This is a genomic window from Sagittula sp. MA-2 (assembly GCF_030126985.1).
Classification (GTDB): domain Bacteria; phylum Pseudomonadota; class Alphaproteobacteria; order Rhodobacterales; family Rhodobacteraceae; genus Sagittula.
Window position 1 is genome coordinate 583,788 of the sequence record NZ_CP126145.1, and the last position, 18,018, is coordinate 601,805.

An 18,018-nucleotide genomic window follows, 5' to 3' on the forward strand; every position below is an offset into this window, starting at 1 on the left:
CGGACCGTCAGGCCAGCGCGCCGATGACCTCGTCGATCTTCGTCACCAGTGCCACGTTCTGCATCGCGTAGTCGATGCTGGCGCGGTGCCAGTCGGCGTTCATGGTGGAACAGCCGTCCTCAGGGATCACCATGACATAGCCCTTGTCGGCGCCGGTGCGGGCAGTGTGCTCGATCGACATGTTGGTCCAGGCGCCGGTCTCGATCAGGATGTCGCGGCCCTCGGCCTTGAGCACGGTTTCGAGCGAGGTGCCCTCCCACGCGCTCATGCGCATCTTCTCCACCACGTGATCGCCGGGCTGGGGTTCCAGACCGTCCACGGCGCGGGCGCCCCATGTGCCCCGGACCATGGCGGATTCGTCCAGCAGCCCCTCGAAGAGCGGCGCGTTCAGGGTGAAGCCGGGCGCGCCGGGGTGGACGAGGAAATGCACGTGGATCACCGGCACGCCCAGCTCGCGGCAGCGCGCGGCGAGGCGGGCGATATTGGCGATGGCGTTCTGGTCGCGGCAGTGCTGCGGGCTGCCGGAGGCGGCGAAGGCGCCGCCCTCGATCACCACGTCGTTCTGCATGTCCTGGATGATCAGCGCACAGCGCGAGGCGTCGAGGCGGAGCGCGTCATCCCCCTGGGGCGCGGCCGGGGGGCGGGACGATCCCCGCGCCCGCATGAAGGGTTCGTTGCGCGGGCCGACCTTGACCGGGATGGCATAGACGCTGGTGGAGGCCGCGACGTACAGCGTGCGCCAGTCCTCTCCGCCCCAGTGCAGGTTGGCGGGTTTCTCGGGGATGGCGACCTTGCCGATCAGCTTGCCGCCCGGTTCGTAGACCCAGAGCCCGCCGGGTGCCGTCACCCAGACGTTGCCGGAGGCATCGCACTTCATGCCGTCCGGCACGCCCTCCTTCAGGCTGTCGCGGATGCCGCTGGCGAAGACGCGGCCGTTGGTCAGCGTGCCGCCCGGCCCCACGTCGAACACGCGTATGTTCGCCTGTTCGGTGTCGTTGATGTAAAGCCGCGTCTCGTCGGGCGAGAAGCAGAGCCCGTTGGGCATGGTGAAGAGGTAGCGGTCCACCACCAGCTGCGGGTCGTCGCCGGGGCGGTGGTTCGGCGGCAGGCGGAAGACCCCCTGCCAGCCCAGATCGCGCGGACGCTCCACCCCGAAGCCGGGCATCCGGCCGTACCACGGATCGGTGAACCAGACGGAGCCGTCGGACTTCACCACGATGTCGTTGGGGGAATTCAGTTCCCGCCCCTCGAAGTGGGAGGCCAGCACCTCTCGCGTGCCGTCGGGCCGGAAGCGCGCGACGGAAGAGGTGCTGTGTTCGCAGACCAGCAGGTTGAGGTCCGCGTCGTAGGTCATGCCATTGCCCTTGTTGGAGGGGGTCATGACCTCGCGCACGCCGGCGCGGTCCATGCGGCGGCGCACGTCGCCCGGCATGTCGGAGAACAGCAGGTAGTGGTCCACCGGGTGCCAGATCGGCCCTTCGGTGAAGATGAAGCCCGAGCCGGGCTGCCGGACCGGCGCGTGTTCGTCGATCAGCTTGCGGAAGGCGGGGTCGAGCGCTTCGTGGGCCATGGTGTCCTCCTCTGGCCGGGATCAGGCGGGGAACCAGTCGCGGCGCGGCACGGTCTGGCTGACGGGGCCGGGCACCGACATGTCCATCCGCCCGACGACCCGCCCGTGTTCGACCTTGGCCGGTTTGTCGTGGATCGGCAGGAGGAACTTCGCGCCGGAATACATCAGCTTGCGGATCGCGCCCTTTTCCTGCCGCTTGGTGTTCCCGTGGTTGCCGGTGACCTGGTATTCCTCGGGGCCGAAGGTGCGCATGGGCTGGATGATCTGGTCGTTGAAGTCGTAGATCACGTCGCCGCAGATCGTGGCGCGGCCCTCGTCGGTGTCGACATGCACGTTCATCGACCCTTCGGTATGGGCGCCCGCCGCCTCGACGAAGACGCCGGGGATCAGTTCGACCGGGCCGGAGATGTCGAGATCCTCGAGCCTCAGCGCGCCCGGGTGGTGCAGCCGTTCGACGAGGTGGATGATGTCGGGCTTGGGGTACTGCGGGTGCATCAGGCCGGAGACGGAGTATTCCAGTTCGCGCCTGTTGATGACCACGGTGGTGTTCATCGGGAAATGGTCGTCCTTGCCCGCGTGGTCGATGTGCAGATGGGTGTGCAGCACGTAGCGCACGTCGCCGGGTTTGACCCCGTGGTTGGCCAGCTGCCGCTCGATCATGTTCTCGTGGAACTGGAGGCCGCGCATGCCCAGCGTCTCCATGATCGCGTTGTCGCGGTAGCCGGTGTCCACCACGATCGGGTACATCCCGCCGAGGATCAGGAAGCCGTAGACCGGCACCCGCCGCACGCGCCCGCAATCGCGGCCGAGCACGAGGAAGCTCGATTCCAGTTCGATGTCCCCGTAGTCGAGTATCTTGATTTCCAGCCCCATCGTGTCCTCCCGTTTATCGTCTCTTGCGTCACGCCAGCCGGTAGACCCGGGTGGCCGTGTCATGGAAAATCGCCTGCTGTTCGGCGGCGCTGAGCCCGCCCGCGGCGCGGCGGTGCGCCTCGATCAGGGCGGTGTAGTCGGTCCAGAGCTTCTCGATGGGGAAGTTCGATCCCCAGAGGCAGCGGTCGGCGCCGAACATCCCCACGGTTTCCGTGGTCAGCCAGGCGATGAGGTCGGGGTCGAGCCGGTGCTGGAAGGTGCCGAAGCCCGAGAGCTTGGAGACCACGTTGGGACACTTGGCCAGACCCTCCATCGCGGTGCGCCACTTTGCGCGGCCCGTGTCGGAGGTATCTTCCAGCATGCCCGCGTGCTGCAGGACGAAGGTCACGTCCGGGCAGGCGCGGGCAAGCGCGCAGGCGCCGTCCATCTGGTCGTCGAAGACCTGCAGGTCGAAGACGAGGCCGTAGTCTGCCAGCCGCGCGACGTTCTTCTGCACGGTCGCATCGCGGCAGAGGTCGGCATGGGGCGCGAAGCGGTAGGTGGGGTTCTGGTGCCAGTGGAACTGCTGGCGGATGCCGCGCAGGTGCGGGAAGCGGGCCAGCCGGTCGAGGGCGGGGCGCACGTCCTCTGCGCCCATGTCGGCATAGGCGACGAGGCCGTGGGGCCAGCCGGTTTCGGCGATCAGGCTCTCGATCCAGGCGGCTTCGTCCTCCGCCCGGTCGGTGGGCCAGTTGGCCTGCACGTAGACCGATTTGGTGACGCCGGTGCCCGCGATGTCGTCGAGGTATTCGCTCATCGGGTAGTCGCGGCGGATCGGTTCGTAGGGGCCGAAGATGCGCGGCTGCATGGGGCCCTTGAGCCAAGGCAGGTCGTCCTGCCGCCAGACGTGGAAATGTGCATCGACGATGGTCATGCGCGCGCTCCTTTCCGGAAGTCGAGGATCTCGGCGGCGATGGATGCGGGTGTGTCGCCTGCGCCCAGCCGGTCGAGCAGGGGATGGATGGCGCGCATCGCCTCCGTCTGTGGCCGGTAGGCGGGGTCGGCGGCCAGCGGAGAGAGCCAGAGCACCGACCACGCCAGCGCGCTCAGCCGTTCCATGGCGCCGGTCAGCGCCTCCGGCCCGCCGCGTTCCAGCCCGTCCGAGAGCAGGATGACCAGCGCGCCCCGGGCATGGGCGGCAAAGCGCGGGATCGACAGGAAGACCTGCAGCGCCTCGCCCAGCCGGGTGCCGCCGTCCCAGTCCGCCACGAGGCCGGAGGCCAGCGTCAGAGCCTGTTCGCGGTTGCGGTGGCGGAGCGCGCGGGTCACGCGGGTCAGCCTTGTGCCGAGGGTGAAGCATTCGACCCGTTCGCCGCCCTGTTGCAGGGCGTGGGCCAGCCGCAGGGCGCCCTCGGTGCTGGACTTCATGCTGCCGGAGACATCGACCAGCAGCAGCACGCGGCGCTGGCGGGTGATGCGGCGGCGGGTGGGCAGGCGGGTGATCTCGCCGTCGCGGCGCATCATCTGGCGGAAGGCGCGGCGCGGGTCGGGGTGGCGGCCCTTGCCCTTGCTCATGCGCCGCGCGCGGCGATGGGGCAGGCGGTTCGGCAGCGCGCGGGTGAAGGCGCGCAGCAGGGCGTCCTCGTCCCCGGCGGCCAGTTCGCGGGCAAAGAGCCGTTCCGCCGCGGTGGCCTCTCCGCCGGAGGGGTCTTCCTCGTCGGGGACGGGCAGTTCCTCGAAGTCGCCGGCGTCGTAGCTGCGCGGCAGGTCTTCGGGGTCGCCCGGGGCGGGCGCGGCGAGGCTGCGGCCGAGGAAGACGTGGTCGAAGACGGTGTCGAACATCAGTTGCCGGTCAGGCCCCGGCCCATAGACCGCGTGGGCGGCGCGGCGGATGGCGGCCATGTCGCGCGGACCAAGGAGGCCCACGGCGGTGATGAAGGTCTCTGTCCGGTCGGGCGTGGCCGGGAAACCGGCGGCCCGGAGCGCCTGCGGGAAGGCGAGGAAGGGGGCGAGCGCGCGCGGGGTCATGCGGCGCTCTCCGACAGGATGGCGTCGATGCGGGGCGCGATGTAGTCGAGGTCGTCCTGATCCTTCAGCACCACCCCGATGGCGCGTGCGAAGGCGCGGGGCCACGGCCCGCCGCCCCGGTTCAGGAGCGTCGCGGCCTCGGCCCATTCCACGGTTTCGGCAACGCCCGGCGGCTTGGCCAGCGGTTCGGCCCGGAGCGCATTGACGGCGGCCACGACGCGGCGCGCGGTGTCCTCCGCCACGGTGGAGGCGCGCATCATGACGATGCGCTGCTCGAGCTCCGGCGAGGGATAGCCGATCCAGTGGTAGATGCAGCGCCGCCGGAGCGCCTCGTGCAGTTCGCGGGTGCGGTTGGAGGTGAGGATCACCACCGGCGGCTCCTCTGCCCGGACGGTGCCGCGTTCGGGGATCGAGAGGGTGAAGTCGGACAGGAATTCCAGCAGGAAGGCCTCGAACTCGTGGTCGGCGCGGTCGATCTCGTCGATCAGGAGGACTCGGTCGCGCGGGGCCTCCAGCGCCTGCAGGATCGGCCGCGCGATCAGGAAGCGGTCGTCGTAGAGGTTGACGTACTCGTCGCCCGCCTGCCGGATCGCCAGCATCTGCCGGGGGAAGTTCCATTCGTACATGGAGGCGGCGGCGTCGATGCCCTCGTAGCACTGCAGGCGCACCAGTTCGCGCCCGAGCACGGAGGCCAGCGCCTTGGCCGCCTCGGTCTTGCCGACGCCGGGGGCGCCTTCCAGCAGCAGCGGCTTGCCGAGGGCGAGCGACAGGTAGGCGGCGGTGGCGAGCCCGTCGTCGGCAATGTACTGGGCGTCGCCCAGCAATTGCGTCAGCGGTTCGGGACCGTCGATGCCCTGTATCGCGCGCCGCACCACCATCAGAGCGCCTGCCGGGGTTTCGCGCCGCCGAGCGCGCGGATGCCGCGCAGCACCTTTTCCGGGGTCACGGGCAGGTCGTCGATGCGCACGCCCACCGCGTCGTAGACCGCGTTGACCACCGCCGGCAGCACCGGGTTGGCGCACATCTCGCCCGGGCCCTTGCCGCCGTAGGGGCCGTCCTCGGCCGGCCGTTCGAGGATCGAGATGTGATGCGGCGCCAGATCACCCGGCCCCGGCATGAGGTAGGTGTTGAAGTCCTCGGGCCGGTTGTCGCGGGTGGGGTAGTAGGGTTCGGTCGTCTCCCATGCGGCGTGGCTCATCCCCATCCACGCGCCGCCGCGCAGTTGCTGTTCCACCAGCTTGGGGTTGAGCGCGCGTCCCACCTCGTAGGCGGACTGCATGTCGGTGACGGTGACTTCGCCGGTTTCGTCGTCGACCTCCACCGTGACCAGCATGGCGGCATGGGCAAAGGTCGTCACGGGGGACATTTCGCCGGTTTCAGGGTCGACCTCGGACAGCGGGATCAGGAAGATGCCGCGCCCGGCGATGGTGCGGCCCTGCTTAAACTGTGCCGCCTGGCTGGCGGCCATGGTGGTGATCGACCGCGAGGGCGCGCCCTTCACGTGGATGTTGCCCTTGCCGTCGGTCACGAGGTCGCCCGCGTCGACCTCCAGCTCTTCGGCGGCGGCCTCCAGCATGACCTGCCGGGCCTCTTCGGAGGCGCGGATCACGGCGTTGCCCATGCGGTGCGTCCCGCGGCTGGCAAAGCTGCCCATGTCGTGCGGGCCGGTGTCGCTGTCCGCGGTGTCGACATAGACGTCCTCGACCGGGACGCCCAGGGTTTCGGCGGCGATCTGGCGGGTGACGGATTTCATCCCCTGCCCGAGGTCGATGGCCGAGAGGGCGACGGTGAACTTGCCGTCGGGGTTGGAATGCACCAGCGCCTGGCTTGGGTCGCCGCCGAGGTTCATGCCGATGGGATAGTTGATCGCCGCGAAGCCGCGGCCACGGTGGACGGTCATCAGCGCCTCCTGAAACCGGAGAGGGAGGAGAACCGCATCGCGCCCGAACGGGACGGTTTTGGCGCGGGCCTTTCGGGCCGGTCCGGTGTGGCGGGCTGCGAGGGCGGTTGCGGCGGGGTGTAGGACGAGGTCTGCGGCTGCTGCGCCGAGGGTCGTGCGGGCGGCGGCGCGGCGGGCGCGCGGGGCGTGGGCGGGGCCAGCGGCGCGCTGTCCGCGCCCCCCTTGCGGGCATAGCTGGTGGCGGCGAAGCCCTGCACGCGGCCGTCCTCGTCGGTGACGGTGTGGCGCGGCAGTTCCGCCCGCGCGCCGCCGCCGTCCTTCAGCGAGGAGGCGGCCTTCAGCGCTGGCGACAGGTTGATGCCCGCCTTCTCCGCCACCACCTGCGCGCATTCGATCAGCGCGCAGTTCTTGGCCAGCCGCCTGTGCGCCTTCATGTCTCCGTCGCGGTAGGCGTTGAGGATGCGCAGCTCGACGGGGTTCATGCCCACGGCCTCCGCCACCTTGTCCATATGCGCCTCGATGGCGAAATCGACGCCGGTGATGCCGAAGCCGCGCATGGCGGTGGCCGGTGTGCGGTTGGTATACACGCAGTACACGTTGGCCGAGACGTTGGGGATCGTGTAGGGGCCGGGCAGGTGGCCGACGCCCTTGATGATCGCGTAGGAGCTGAGCCGGGTGTAGGCGCCCGCGTCGAAATAGCCGGTGAACTTGCGCGCCACGATGCGGCCGTCGTTCATCACGCCGTCGGTGACGTACCAGCGTTCGGCGCCGCGCGGTGCGCCGACCTGCATTTCTTCGGCCCGGTCCCAGGCGTATTTCACCGGGCGCCCGGTCATCATCGCGCCGAGGATGGCGAGCGGTTCGTGGATCGAATCCACCTTGCCGCCAAAGCCGCCGCCCACCGTGCCGCCGATGAAGTGCAGCCGCGAGGAGGGCATGGACAGCACCTTTGCCGCCGTCCCCAGCGAGAAGAACAGCGCCTGCGTGGAGGTGTAGCAGACGTAGCGGTCGTTCTGTTCGGGGGCGGCGATGGCGCCGCAGGTCTCGATCGGCGCCTGCTCGATCGGCGACATCTGGTAGCGGCCCTCGATGACGTGATCGGCCTGCCTCAGCGCGGTTTCGACGTCGCCGTAGCGCAGCTTCTGGTGGTCGTACTTGCCGTGATAGACGAACTTGTTGTCCGGGTAGATGTCGAGCACGGCGGGCGCGCCGGGCTTGATCGCCTCCTCGACGTCGAGCACGTGGGGCAGGACTTCCCAATCGACGCGGATGGCGGCGGCGGCGGCGCGGGCCTCGGCCTCTGTCGCGGCGATGACGGCGGCCACGGGTTCGCCCATGTAGGCGACCTTCTTGTCCGAGAGGATCGGTTCGTCGTCCAGCCCGAAGTCCAGGAGCGACAGCAGGGTGTTGAGGTTCACAGGCACGTCGCGCCCGGTCAGCACGCGCACGACGCCGGGCATCCGTTCGGCCGCCGAGGTGTCGATCCGCCGGATGCGGGCGTGGTGGTGCGGCGAGCGGGCGCAGCGCATGTGCAGGAGCCCGTCGAAGCGGTGGTCGTCGAAGAACGGCGAGCGCCCGGTGACGTGGCCCACGATGTCCTGCCGCCGGGTGGGCTTGCCCACTTCGTTCAGGTTGTCGTCCCGTTCGTCGGCAAAGAGGTCCTTGCGGAACTCGACCATCGGTCCGCTGGTGGTCATGTCCTTCATGCCCGGGCCCTCCCTTCGGCGACGGCGAGGATCGCGGTGATGATCGGTTCGTACCCGGTGCAGCGGCAGAGGTTGCCCGAGATGGCCTCGATCACCTCGTCGCGGCTGGGGCGCGGGTTGCGGTCCAGCAGCGCACGGGCCGAGACCAGCATTCCCGGCGTGCAGTAGCCGCATTGCGCCGCGAAATGGTCCATGAAGGCCTGCTGCAGCGGGTCGAGCGTCACGCCATCGGCCAGCCCCGCGGCGGTCCTGACCTCGCGCCCGTCGACGGCCTCGGCCAGCACGAGGCAGGAAAGCTGCGTCTTGCCGTCTATCGTCACGGTACAGGCGCCGCAGGTGCCCTGACCGCAGCCGAACTTGGGCGTCATGTCGCCCACGTCGCGGCGCAGGAAGTCCAGAAGGTTCTGGCCCTCTCCGGCAAAGGCCGAGCGGGAGATGCCGTTCAGGGTGAAGGTGACGGGTGTCCTGGCCATCAGCGCTGCTCCATCTCTGTCAGGAGGCGTTTGAGATGCACGCCGGCGACCTCGCGGCGGTACCAGCCGGAAGCGATCTGGTCGGTCGGCGGCTCCAGCCCCTCGGTCGCGGCGGCTGCGGCATCGGCGATGCTGCGCGCGTCGATGGCGTGGCCTTCGAGCGCGCGCTCTGCCCCGGCGGAGCGCAGCGGGGCCGGTCCCATGGCGCCGAAGACCACGCGGGCGTTGCGGATGCGTCCGCCTTCGCGCGGCAGGTGCGCGGCGATGGACAGGACGGAGACGCCCTTGGGCTTCACGCGGCTGACCTTCAGGAAGCCGAAGGCGCGGCGGTCGCGGGGGCGGGTGACCTCCACCGCGGCGATCAGCCCGGCGCGGTCGCGGTTGCGCAGCACCTCGGCCACCGGGCGGGCGCCGGACTGCCCCGCGCCCGTCACCTGCGCATCGAGCGCGAGAAGGGCGGTGGCGAAGTCGCCGTAGGGGTGGTCGGCAAAGAGGTTGCCGGCAACGGTGGCCATGTTGCGCACCTGCGGGCCGCCGATCAGCCGGGCCACGGGGTGCAGGAAGTCGAGGTCGCGGCTGGCCAGCACGTCGGCCATGGTCACGCCCGCGCCTATGGTGATGCGGTCGCCGGATGCGCGGATCTGCGTCAGCCCGGGATCCGTGACGCGGATCAGCCGGGCGGGGGCGGTGCCCTCGTTCACGGCGCGCATGACCAGCGTGCCGCCGCCGAGGTAGGCCGCGTCGCCGCCCATGGCGTGGGAGGCCTCCTCCATCGTGCGGTAGGTTTCGACCGTCGTCATGCTGCCTCCAGTCCCATGAAGTCCCGGACCGCGTCGAAGCCGCCCTGGTAGATGTTCTCGGCCACCATGGTCTTCAGCTCGGCCTCGCGCCCGGCGGGCGTGTCGAAGCGGCTTTCCCAGTGCCAGAAGGTCATGTCGCGGTCGGTGACCGGCGCCAGCCGGACATGCGCCACGTAGTTCAGCAGCGGCACAGGCGTTTCCAAGAGGCAGTAGCTGAAGGCCATGTCCGCGTCCGAGAGTGTCAGGAGCTGTTCGCGCAGTTCCGATCCGTCGGCGAGGTGGAAGCGCCGCACGCAGCCGACCTTGTCCGAAGGATATCCCCGGTCGATCACGCTGTCGGCCACCGCCGGATGCCATTCGTCGTGCCCGTTGAAGTCGCGCAGGACCTCCCAGACCGCTTCGACCGGCGCGTTGAGGACGGTGCTTTTGACGACGTGTACCATGGTCAGGTCGCCATGTTGCGCTGCAGGGCGGCAAAGCCCGCCATGAAGACGTTGGTGCCGATGCCGTCGACGAGGTCCTCGGCGTCCGCCTCGGCGCAGTCGAACTCTGCCGTCCACTCGGCAAAGGTCCGGTCGCCGTCGGTGATCGGCGTGAGCCGCAGGGTCGCCACGTAGTCGGTCAGCGGCATCGGGCTTTCGAGGATCGCGTAGGTGCAGAACAGGTCGTAGTCGCTGAGGCCAAGAAGCTTCTCGCGGATGCGGTCGCCGTTCTGGAGGTGGAAGTCGCGCACGCAGCCCACCTTGTCCGAAGGTTCGCCGTTCTCGATCCGGCTGTCGCGGATGCGCGGGTGCCAGCGGGGCAGGGCGTTGAAGTCGCGCACCTTGTCCCAGACCTTCGCGGCGGGGGCGTCGATGACCGATGAGATATATACGCGTGGCATCTACTTCTTGCCCCCGGTGTCGGATTTGCCACCCTCGGGCGCGTCGCTGCCGCCCGAGCCCGAACCTGAACCTGAGCCGGCGGATTTCTCCACCGCGTCCGAGATGCGTTTCATGTCGGAGGCCTCGCGGATCAGGCCGCCCTGCTTGGCCAGCCCGCCGCCCTCGATCCCGATGTCGGCAAGGAGTGAGTCGATCAGCGGCGCCTGCACGCGGTAGCGGAGCGCGGAGTTGATGACCTCGTCCGTGGGGCTGCCGGAGCGGTTGCCGCCCCCGCCCGTGACCCCGTCGAGCTGCATGATCCGGATGTCCTGGATCTTCTCCAGCGGCTTGACGGAGGCGGAGACGATGCCTTCCACGTGTTCCAGCAGCTTGCGGCGGAAGAGCGAGGCGCGCGCCGGGTCGGTGAGCACGTTCTCGGCCTCGTTGATGAGCTTCTGCGCCTCGGCCTCCACGGCCTTGCGGACCTTCTCGCCCTCGGCGATCAGCTTCGCCTCGGCGGCGGCCTTTTCCGCCATGGTCACATCGATGGACTTGCGGCGGTTGGCGGCCTCCGTCTCGCGCACCGTCTTGACCTTTTCCTCGGCTTCGGCGGCACGGGCGCGGGCGGCGTCGGCCTCGGCCCGCGCGGCGCTTTCTTCCAGCGACTTCTGGTAGAGGGCGATGGCCTTTTCCATCTGCGCGGTCTCGACCTCGCGCTCGCGCCCGACCTCCAGCCGGCGGCGGACGGTCTCGTGGTCGATGCGGATCTCGTCCAGCCCGCGTTCGGAGGCGATGCGGGCGCGCTCCACCTCTTCCTGGCTGGCGATCTCGGCCTCGCGCAGGGTCTGGACGCGGGCGACCTCGAGCTGTTCCAGCGCGCGGCGGCGTTCGAGGCGGGCGGTCTCGAGCGCGCGCTCGCGCTCGATCTCGGCCTTCTCGACGGCACGGCGGGCGATGACCTCCGCCTCGCGCACGTTGGCCTCGGCGGCGGCGCGCTCCGCCTTGGTGTCGGCCAGCTGGATCACGCGGCGTTCCTCGGCCTGCTCGACGTTGCGGCGGCGTTCGATGTCGGCCACCTCGCGCGATTTCTGGCTGGCGATGCGCTCCTGCTCCAGCGCCAGTTCCGAGGCGACGCGGGCCTTCTCGACGGCCTCGCGGCGGGCGATCTCGGCGTTCTCCAGCTCGCGTTCCTTGTCGATCTCGCGGGCGCGGACCTCCTGGTCGGCGGCGATGCGTTCGGCTTCGAGCGCGCGGCGCTGCGCGATGCGGGCCTGTTCCACCGCCTCGTCGGCGGCAACGCGGGCCTCGTCGATGGTGCGGTTGCGGGCGATCTCGCGCGTGGTGGTGTCGCCGTCGGCCTCGATCCGGGTGGCGGCGATCTGCTTTTCGCGGGCGATGCGGGCGGCTTCGACGGCCTCGTCCGCCGCGATCTCGGCGGCCTCGACGGCCTGCCTGCGCGCGATCTCCAGTTCGCGGATACGGCGGTCCTCGGCGATGCGGGCCTCGCTGATCTGGGCGTCCTGCAGGATGCGCAGCCGTTCGACGGTCTCGCGCGCGGCGATCTCTGCCTCGTCCAGCGCCTGCTGGCGGGCGATCTCGCGCTGGCGGATGTCCTCTTCGCCCTTGATGCGGGTCTGGGCCAGCAGGAGGTCCTGCGCCATGCGCCGCTTCTCGTTGGCCTCGTTGGCGGCGATCTCCGCGTCGCGGACGGACTTCTGCCGCTCGATCTCGAGCGACTGGGTCTCGCGCTCCTTGGCGATGCGGGCCTCCGACAGGGCCTTTTCCTGTTCGATGCGGGCGCGTTCGATGACCTCGCGGGCCGAGATCTCGGCCTCGTCGATGGCGCGCTGGCGTTCGATCTCGCGGGCCTGGGTTTCCTGCTCGTTCTGGATGCGGGCCTGACGGACGGCGCGTTCTTGCAGGATGCGCGCGGTTTCGGTGGCTTCCTGCGCGGCGATCTCGTCGGCGTCGTCCTCCTTCTTGCGGGCGATCTCGCGGGCGCGGATTTCGCGTTCGGAGGCGATGCGGGCCTCTGCCACGGCGCGCTGGTTGGCGATGCGGGCGCGTTCGATGGTCTCCTGCGCGGTGATCTGTGCGCTTTCGGCCTCCGTCTCGCGTTCGGCGCGTTCGCGGGCGATCTGGGCGCGCTGCTGGGCGCGGCGGGTCTCCACGTCGCGCTCCTGGCTCAGGCGGGCCTCCTCGCTGGCGCGCTCGATCTCCAGCACCTGCTTCTCGGCCTCCAGGTTGCGGGTGCGGATCAGGATCATCGAGTCCTGCTCGATGTCGTTGCGCAGCTTGCGGCGGTCCTCGATGTCGCGGATCAGGACGGTCAGGCCCTCCGCGTCGAAGCGGTTGGACGGGTTGAAGTATTCCAGCCCGGTCTGGTCGATGTCGATGATCGCGACGCTTTCCAGTTCCAGCCCGTTCTTCTCCAGATCCTCCTGCGCCTGCTCGCGGACGCGGGTGACGTAGGCGCCGCGGTTCTCGTGCATCTCGCCCATCGACATCTCGGCGGCGACGGCGCGCAGGGCGCTTTCGAACTTGCCTGCCAGAAGGCCGTTCAGGCGCTCCGTCTCCAGCGTGCGACGGCCGAGGGTTGCGGCGGCCTTCGAGACGGAGCTCTTGTCGGAGCGGACGCGGACGTAGAATTCGGCCTCGACGTCGACGCGCATCCGGTCCTTGGTGATGAGCGCCTGTTCCCGGGTGCGCGCCACCGCGAGCGGCAGGGTGTTCATGTTCACGGGGGTGATGTCGTGCACGATCGGCCAGACGAAGGCGCCGCCGTCGATCACCACCTTCTCGCCGAGGAAACCCGTGCGCACGAAGGCGATTTCCTTGGTCGACCGCCGGTAGAGCCACTGCATCACCCAGTAGATGATCGCGATCACCACGACGGCGATGATCAGCCACAGGATCAGTTGTCCGATTATCTGGCCACTCACTTCTCAACCCTCCCCGTTGCGCGTTACCGGCCCTTGATGGCCTTGAAAGCGCGCGTTTGATCCGTCAGCGCCACTTCGGTCGGCAGGCGCTCCATCGAGGAGGCGCCGTAGAACCCGTGGCAGTTCGACGTGTTCTTCAGAATGAATTCGGCATCGTCCGGCATCGCCACCGGGCCGCCGTGGACCAGGACGATGGCGTCCGGATTGACCTTCAGCGCGGCCTCGGCCCATGCGTCCACCAGCGCCGGGCAGTCGTTCAGCGTCAGCGCCGTCTCTGCCCCGATGGAGCCGCCGGTGGTCAGGCCGAGGTGGCAGACGACGATGTCCGCACCGGCCCCGGCCATGGCGGCGGCGCTGTCCTCGTCGAAGACGTAAGGCGTTGTCAGCAGGTCCTTTTCACGGGCCTTCGCGATCATGTCGACCTCCAGCCCGTAGCCCATGCCCGTCTCTTCGAGGTTGGCGCGGAAGGTGCCGTCGATCAGCCCCACGGTGGGGAAGTTCTGCACCCCGGCAAAGCCGATCCGCTTCAGTTCGTCCAGGAACCTGTCCATCAGCCGGAAGGGGTCGGTGGCGCAGACGCCTGCCAGGACCGGGGTGTGCTTCACCACCGGCAACACCTCGGAGGCCATCTCGACCACGATGGCGTTTGCGTCGCCGTAGGGCATCAGCCCGGCGAGGCTGCCGCGCCCGGCCATGCGGTAGCGGCCGGAGTTGTAGATCACGATCAGGTCGATGCCGCCCGCTTCCTCGCACTTGGCCGAAAGCCCGGTGCCCGCGCCGCCGCCGACGATGGGTTCGCCGCGCGCGACCATGTCGCGGAACTTCGAGAGGATGGTCTGTCGGTCGATCATCTGCGCGCCTCCTTGCGGGTCGGGGGCCGGCCGTCGTGGAACTCGCGGAAGGCGGTGACGACGGCTGCGGCGAACCCGGGGTCGTTGATGTTCTCGGGCCGCCGGATTACGCGGCGGGTGGAGGTCTGGCGGACCGTGTCCTCCAGCGCGGTGAACAGCGCGTGCCGCGCCGCCGGATCGTCGAAGGGCTGGCCGCGCGCATCGAGCGCCGAGACGCCGCCTTCGGGCAGGAAGAAGCGCACCGGCGCCTCCATCTCGTTCAGGCGGGCGCCGATCCAGCGGCCCATCCTGGCGTTTTCCTCCGGCGTGGTCCGCATCAGCGTGACCTGCGGGTTGTGTTCGTAGAAGGTGCGGGCCCGGTACTTCTCGGGGACCGTTTCGGGCGCGCCGAAGTTCACCATGTCGAGCGCGCCGACCGAGCCGACGTAGGGCATCCGCCGCCGGATCATCGCGCCGAAGCGATCCTCCGTCGCGGGGAAGACGCCGCCGAACATCATGTCGCAGACCTCGGTCGTGGTCAGGTCGATGACACCTTCGATCTTGCCGGAGTCGATCAGCTTTTCCATGGCCTGCCCGCCGATGCCGGTGGCGTGGAAGACGAGGCAGTCGAAGGTCTCGGCCAGCGCCTTCGCGATCTGCTGCACCGCGGGGGTGGTCACGCCGAACATCGTCAGGCCGATGGCGGGTTTGGCCGAGGTGCGGGCGGGCGCGGCCTTGCGGGCCTTCACCATGCAGACCATCGCCTGCGCAGCGTTCGACAGAACCTCTTCGGTGATGGCGTTCAGGCCCTGCACGTCGGCGACGGAGTGCATCATGGTGATGTCGGAGGGGCCCACGTACTTCGCCACCTCGCCCGAGGCCACGGTGGAGACGATCAGCTTCGGCACGCCGACGGGCAGGGCGCGCATCGCCGGGGCGACGATGGCCGTGCCGCCGGAGCCGCCCGCCGAGAGGATGCCGAGGACGCCGTCCTGCCGGGACATCCAGCGGCGGAAGGCCTCTGTCATGCCTGCGACGGACTGTCCGCGGTCGTCGGTGAAGACGCCCGCCGCGCCGCGCGGATGGAAGGCGGCGACCTGGTGGGCGGGGATCTCTGCCCCGGAGTGCCTGCCGCTGGTGGAGAGGTCGACCATGCGCACCGGCAGCCCGGCGGCGCGGATCTGGTCGCGCATGTAGCGCAGTTCCGCCCCCTTGGTGTCGAGCGTGCCCGCCACCAGCACCACTTGCTCGCCCGAGGGGGAGAGCGGCCGCAGCGCCGTCTCCACCCCGCTGGTGGTGGGCTGGCCGGTGGTGACGACCCGGGCGGCGCGTTCGATCTGCGGCACCGGGACGGGCTGCGACCAGCGGGTCGGCGTCTTGGGGTTCGACAGGTAGATCCTGACGGAGCGGGGGCCTGTCGGCTGGCCCTTCGGTGTCGCCTCGGAGCTGGCGTCGGGCTGCGGTTCGGGCGTGTCGTCATGGGCGTGGCGCCCGACGCCCAGCATCCGCTGCTGCAGGTCGCGGTCGGCGGCCAGTTCGCGGGCGGGCACCATCCGGTTGATGCGCCCGTTGACCATGATCGCCACGCGGTCGGCCACGGCGCAGGCGACGCCGATGTTCTGCTCGATCACCAGCACATCCATCTCGCCCTCGGAGGCGAGTTGCAGCAGCATCGACTCGACCTGCGAGACGATGACCGGGGCGAGGCCCTCGGTCGGTTCGTCCATAATGAGGAGGCGCGGGTTGGCCAGAAGTGCGCGGGCGATGGCCAGCATCTGCTGTTCGCCGCCGGACAGTTGCGCGCCGCCGTTGCGCCGCCGTTCGGCCAGCCGGGGGAAGGTGGAATAGATGCGCTCAGAGCTCCAGGCACCGCCCTTCTTCTCCACCATCTTCAGGTGTTCGTCGACGGTGAGCGACCGCCACAGTCGGCGGCCCTGCGGCACGTAACCGATGCCCATGCGCGCGATCTCGGCGGGGGAGCGGCCCAGCAGGGACTGTCCGCCAAAACTGACGGCGCCCGACGCGGCGGGGACAAGCCCCATGATCGCCTTGCAGAGGGTCGTCTTGCCCATGCCGTTGCGACCAACGACCGAGAGCACGCCGCTTTCCAGCCTCAGGTCCACGCCCTGCAGCGCGTGCGAGGCGCCGTAGTAGACGTTGAGGCCCCTGACCTCGAGCGCGGCGGGGCCGGTGCGGGTGTCGGGGCGCTCACTCATCGCCGCCTCCGAGGTAGAGTTCCTGGACTTCCGCGTCGTTCTCGATCTCTTCGGGAGTGCCTTCCTTAAAGATCCGCCCGTTGTGCATCATCGTCACGCTTTCCGCTACGCGCAGGGCCACGTCCATGTCGTGCTCGATGATGATATAGCCGATGTGGCCGGGCAGGCCGTTGAGGATCGCCACCAGTTCCGCCCGCTCGGTCGGCGACAGGCCCGCCGCCGGTTCGTCGAAGAGGATGATCCGCGGCGCGCCCGCCAGCGCCAGCGCGATCTCCAGCTGCCGCTGCTGGCCGTAGCTGAGGTTGGCGACGGAGGTGTCGCGCCATTCGGTCAGGTGCACGGCGGCGATCAGTTCGTCCGAGCGCGTCAGGAGCGCGTCGTTGGCGCGCGCCCTGAGGAAGGAGAACCGCCCGCGCGACACGCCCCGGCACGCGAGGTAGACGTTGTCGGCCACGGTCAGCCCGTTGAACAGCAGGCTGATCTGGTAGGTGCGCCTGAGGCCGCGCCGGATGCGTTCGTAGGCCGGGAAGCGGGTCACGTCCTCGCCGAACAGCCGGATCGTGCCGGAGGTCGGCAGGAAGTCCCCGGTCACGCAGTTGAAGAGCGTCGTCTTGCCCGCGCCGTTCGATCCCAGCACCGCGCGGCGTTCGCCGGAGCGGACGGTCAGCGTCACGTCCGAGATCGCGGCGAGCGCACCGAAGAGCTTCGACACGCCGCGCAGTTCCAGCGCGTTGCCGGAGCTGACGGAGCCGAGCGAGTCGGCGGTGCGCCTGTCCTCGACCATGGTCATTCGCTCTCTCCGGTCAGCGGGTCGCCCCGGCGGGCGCGGCGGGCGCGCCAGCGCTCCCACAGGCCCAGCACCCCGTCGGGCGAGAAGAAGACCACCGCCAGGAAGCCCAGGCCGATCAGCAGCTTGAAGCGTTCGCCCGACAGCCCGAAGGCCAGCAGCACGTCGGGCGAGAAGGTCCGCAGCAGCACGTAGATCAGCGCGCCGATGAAGGCGCCGATGGGCCTTGAGATGCCGCCAACCACGGCGATCACGAGGATGTCGATGACCGCCGGAATGCCCGCCGTGCCGGGCGCGATCTGGGCGTTCTGCCAGACGAGGAGAATGCCGCCGATGGCCGCAATGACGCTGGCAAAGGTGTAGGCCGCCACGCGGTGCGCCGTCACATTGAACCCCAGTGCGGCCATGCGGCGCGGGTTGTCGCGCACGCCCTGCAGCGCCAGCCCGAAGGGCGCGCGCGAGACGTAGGACACGGCGGCATAGCAGGCCAGCGCGCAGCCGAGCGTCAGGTAGTAGAACGGTGTCGGCTGCCGCCAGTCGATGCCGAAAAGCTCCGGCGGCACCACGAGGTTGAAGCCGGAATAGCCGTTGAAGATCGTGTAGTTCTGCCGGGTGAAGTAGAAGAAGGCCGCCGCGATGGCGAGGGTGATCATGATGGTGTAGATCCCCTCCGTCCGCACGGCGAGCGCGCCGACGATGGTGCCGAAGATCGCCGCGATCAGGATGGCCAGCGGCAGGTAGATCCACCACGACAGCCCCATGCTCAGCTCGGCCCCTGAGCTGCCGAAGATCGCCACCATGTAGCCGCCGGTGGCCGCGACCGACATCTGGATCAGGCTGACCATGCCGCCGTAACCCGCGAGGAACATCAGCGACAGGGCGATGATCCCGAGGATGAAGGTCCAGCCCATAACCTGGAACAGGATGAAGTCGTTGGCCCAGGCGGGCATCGTCAGGAGGATCACGCCCAGCACCCACCACGCGGGCGGCACGCGTTCGACCCAGAGCGGTTCGGCATCGTCTTTCGGTTGGTCTTCGGCCAGTGCCATGC

Annotated in this window: 16 protein-coding genes; all 16 read right to left on the minus strand. The window is 69.5% G+C overall.

The window, feature by feature from the left end; all coding sequences use genetic code 11:
* Positions 1 to 7: 7 nt before the first annotated feature.
* From QNI11_RS03035 to QNI11_RS03110, 16 genes are read right to left on the minus strand one after another with little or no spacing between them, the layout of a single operon-like run.
* Positions 8 to 1,570: an isochorismatase family protein gene (locus QNI11_RS03035; RefSeq protein WP_283982292.1), complete on the minus strand. Its 1,563-nt coding sequence runs from the start codon at positions 1,568 to 1,570 to the stop codon at positions 8 to 10.
* Positions 1,571 to 1,591: 21 nt separating this feature from the next.
* Complete coding sequence (locus QNI11_RS03040) at positions 1,592 to 2,443, minus strand: N-acyl homoserine lactonase family protein (RefSeq protein ID WP_100927922.1); 852 nt, start codon at positions 2,441 to 2,443, stop codon at positions 1,592 to 1,594.
* 28 nt (positions 2,444 to 2,471) lie between these two features.
* Positions 2,472 to 3,356: an amidohydrolase gene (locus tag QNI11_RS03045; RefSeq protein ID WP_283982293.1), complete on the minus strand. Its 885-nt coding sequence runs from the start codon at positions 3,354 to 3,356 to the stop codon at positions 2,472 to 2,474.
* Entirely contained in the window at positions 3,353 to 4,450 is a 1,098-nt protein-coding gene (locus QNI11_RS03050; protein ID WP_283982294.1) for a VWA domain-containing protein, read from the minus strand. The genes QNI11_RS03045 and QNI11_RS03050 overlap by 4 nt, the downstream gene beginning before the upstream one ends.
* A complete protein-coding gene (locus tag QNI11_RS03055; protein ID WP_283982295.1) occupies positions 4,447 to 5,328 on the minus strand; it encodes a MoxR family ATPase in 882 nt (293 codons plus the stop codon). The genes QNI11_RS03050 and QNI11_RS03055 overlap by 4 nt, the downstream gene beginning before the upstream one ends.
* Positions 5,328 to 6,350 (minus strand): xanthine dehydrogenase family protein molybdopterin-binding subunit, encoded by a 1,023-nt coding sequence (locus QNI11_RS03060; RefSeq protein WP_100927918.1) that lies wholly within the window; start codon positions 6,348 to 6,350, stop codon positions 5,328 to 5,330. Before QNI11_RS03060 ends, QNI11_RS03055 begins: the two co-directional genes overlap by 1 nt.
* A complete protein-coding gene (locus QNI11_RS03065) occupies positions 6,350 to 8,056 on the minus strand; it encodes a xanthine dehydrogenase family protein molybdopterin-binding subunit (protein ID WP_283982296.1) in 1,707 nt (568 codons plus the stop codon). The genes QNI11_RS03060 and QNI11_RS03065 overlap by 1 nt, the downstream gene beginning before the upstream one ends.
* Positions 8,053 to 8,529 carry a (2Fe-2S)-binding protein gene (locus tag QNI11_RS03070; RefSeq protein ID WP_283982297.1) on the minus strand — a complete coding sequence of 159 codons (477 nt, stop codon included), beginning with the start codon at positions 8,527 to 8,529 and terminating at the stop codon, positions 8,053 to 8,055. The genes QNI11_RS03065 and QNI11_RS03070 overlap by 4 nt, the downstream gene beginning before the upstream one ends.
* Positions 8,529 to 9,329 (minus strand): xanthine dehydrogenase family protein subunit M, encoded by an 801-nt coding sequence (locus QNI11_RS03075; protein ID WP_283982298.1) that lies wholly within the window; start codon positions 9,327 to 9,329, stop codon positions 8,529 to 8,531. Before QNI11_RS03075 ends, QNI11_RS03070 begins: the two co-directional genes overlap by 1 nt.
* Positions 9,326 to 9,772 carry an SRPBCC family protein gene (locus QNI11_RS03080; protein ID WP_100927914.1) on the minus strand — a complete coding sequence of 149 codons (447 nt, stop codon included), beginning with the start codon at positions 9,770 to 9,772 and terminating at the stop codon, positions 9,326 to 9,328. The genes QNI11_RS03075 and QNI11_RS03080 overlap by 4 nt, the downstream gene beginning before the upstream one ends.
* Before the next feature lie 2 nt (positions 9,773 to 9,774).
* Entirely contained in the window at positions 9,775 to 10,212 is a 438-nt protein-coding gene (locus QNI11_RS03085; protein ID WP_100927913.1) for an SRPBCC family protein, read from the minus strand.
* On the minus strand, positions 10,213 to 13,134 hold the full coding sequence (locus QNI11_RS03090) for a flotillin family protein (protein WP_283982299.1): 2,922 nt from the start codon (positions 13,132 to 13,134) through the stop codon (positions 10,213 to 10,215). It lies immediately after the preceding gene.
* Between the two features lie 23 nt (positions 13,135 to 13,157).
* On the minus strand, positions 13,158 to 13,985 hold the full coding sequence (locus QNI11_RS03095) for a phosphoenolpyruvate hydrolase family protein (protein ID WP_100927911.1): 828 nt from the start codon (positions 13,983 to 13,985) through the stop codon (positions 13,158 to 13,160).
* A complete protein-coding gene (locus tag QNI11_RS03100) occupies positions 13,982 to 16,180 on the minus strand; it encodes an ABC transporter permease (protein ID WP_283982300.1) in 2,199 nt (732 codons plus the stop codon). Before QNI11_RS03100 ends, QNI11_RS03095 begins: the two co-directional genes overlap by 4 nt.
* Positions 16,173 to 16,970 (minus strand): ABC transporter ATP-binding protein, encoded by a 798-nt coding sequence (locus tag QNI11_RS03105; RefSeq protein ID WP_198521827.1) that lies wholly within the window; start codon positions 16,968 to 16,970, stop codon positions 16,173 to 16,175. Before QNI11_RS03105 ends, QNI11_RS03100 begins: the two co-directional genes overlap by 8 nt.
* Complete coding sequence (locus QNI11_RS03110) at positions 16,967 to 18,016, minus strand: branched-chain amino acid ABC transporter permease (RefSeq protein ID WP_283982301.1); 1,050 nt, start codon at positions 18,014 to 18,016, stop codon at positions 16,967 to 16,969. Before QNI11_RS03110 ends, QNI11_RS03105 begins: the two co-directional genes overlap by 4 nt.
* Between the last annotated feature and the right edge of the window lie 2 nt (positions 18,017 to 18,018).

What these genes read in the sequence shown, in the direction of transcription:
- QNI11_RS03095 (WP_100927911.1), bottom strand. Translation starts at nt 13,985, where the DNA reads ATGATCGACCGACAGACCATCCTCTCGAAGTTCCGCGACATGGTCGCG.
- QNI11_RS03105 (WP_198521827.1), bottom strand. Translation starts at nt 16,970, where the DNA reads ATGACCATGGTCGAGGACAGGCGCACCGCCGACTCGCTCGGCTCCGTC.
- QNI11_RS03065 (WP_283982296.1), bottom strand. Translation starts at nt 8,056, where the DNA reads ATGAAGGACATGACCACCAGCGGACCGATGGTCGAGTTCCGCAAGGAC.
- QNI11_RS03080 (WP_100927914.1), bottom strand. Translation starts at nt 9,772, where the DNA reads ATGGTACACGTCGTCAAAAGCACCGTCCTCAACGCGCCGGTCGAAGCG.
- QNI11_RS03070 (WP_283982297.1), bottom strand. Translation starts at nt 8,529, where the DNA reads ATGGCCAGGACACCCGTCACCTTCACCCTGAACGGCATCTCCCGCTCG.
- QNI11_RS03110 (WP_283982301.1), bottom strand. Translation starts at nt 18,016, where the DNA reads ATGGCACTGGCCGAAGACCAACCGAAAGACGATGCCGAACCGCTCTGG.
- QNI11_RS03045 (WP_283982293.1), bottom strand. Translation starts at nt 3,356, where the DNA reads ATGACCATCGTCGATGCACATTTCCACGTCTGGCGGCAGGACGACCTG.
- QNI11_RS03040 (WP_100927922.1), bottom strand. Translation starts at nt 2,443, where the DNA reads ATGGGGCTGGAAATCAAGATACTCGACTACGGGGACATCGAACTGGAA.
- QNI11_RS03100 (WP_283982300.1), bottom strand. Translation starts at nt 16,180, where the DNA reads ATGAGTGAGCGCCCCGACACCCGCACCGGCCCCGCCGCGCTCGAGGTC.
- QNI11_RS03060 (WP_100927918.1), bottom strand. Translation starts at nt 6,350, where the DNA reads ATGACCGTCCACCGTGGCCGCGGCTTCGCGGCGATCAACTATCCCATC.
- QNI11_RS03050 (WP_283982294.1), bottom strand. Translation starts at nt 4,450, where the DNA reads ATGACCCCGCGCGCGCTCGCCCCCTTCCTCGCCTTCCCGCAGGCGCTC.
- QNI11_RS03035 (WP_283982292.1), bottom strand. Translation starts at nt 1,570, where the DNA reads ATGGCCCACGAAGCGCTCGACCCCGCCTTCCGCAAGCTGATCGACGAA.
- QNI11_RS03055 (WP_283982295.1), bottom strand. Translation starts at nt 5,328, where the DNA reads ATGGTGGTGCGGCGCGCGATACAGGGCATCGACGGTCCCGAACCGCTG.
- QNI11_RS03075 (WP_283982298.1), bottom strand. Translation starts at nt 9,329, where the DNA reads ATGACGACGGTCGAAACCTACCGCACGATGGAGGAGGCCTCCCACGCC.
- QNI11_RS03085 (WP_100927913.1), bottom strand. Translation starts at nt 10,212, where the DNA reads ATGCCACGCGTATATATCTCATCGGTCATCGACGCCCCCGCCGCGAAG.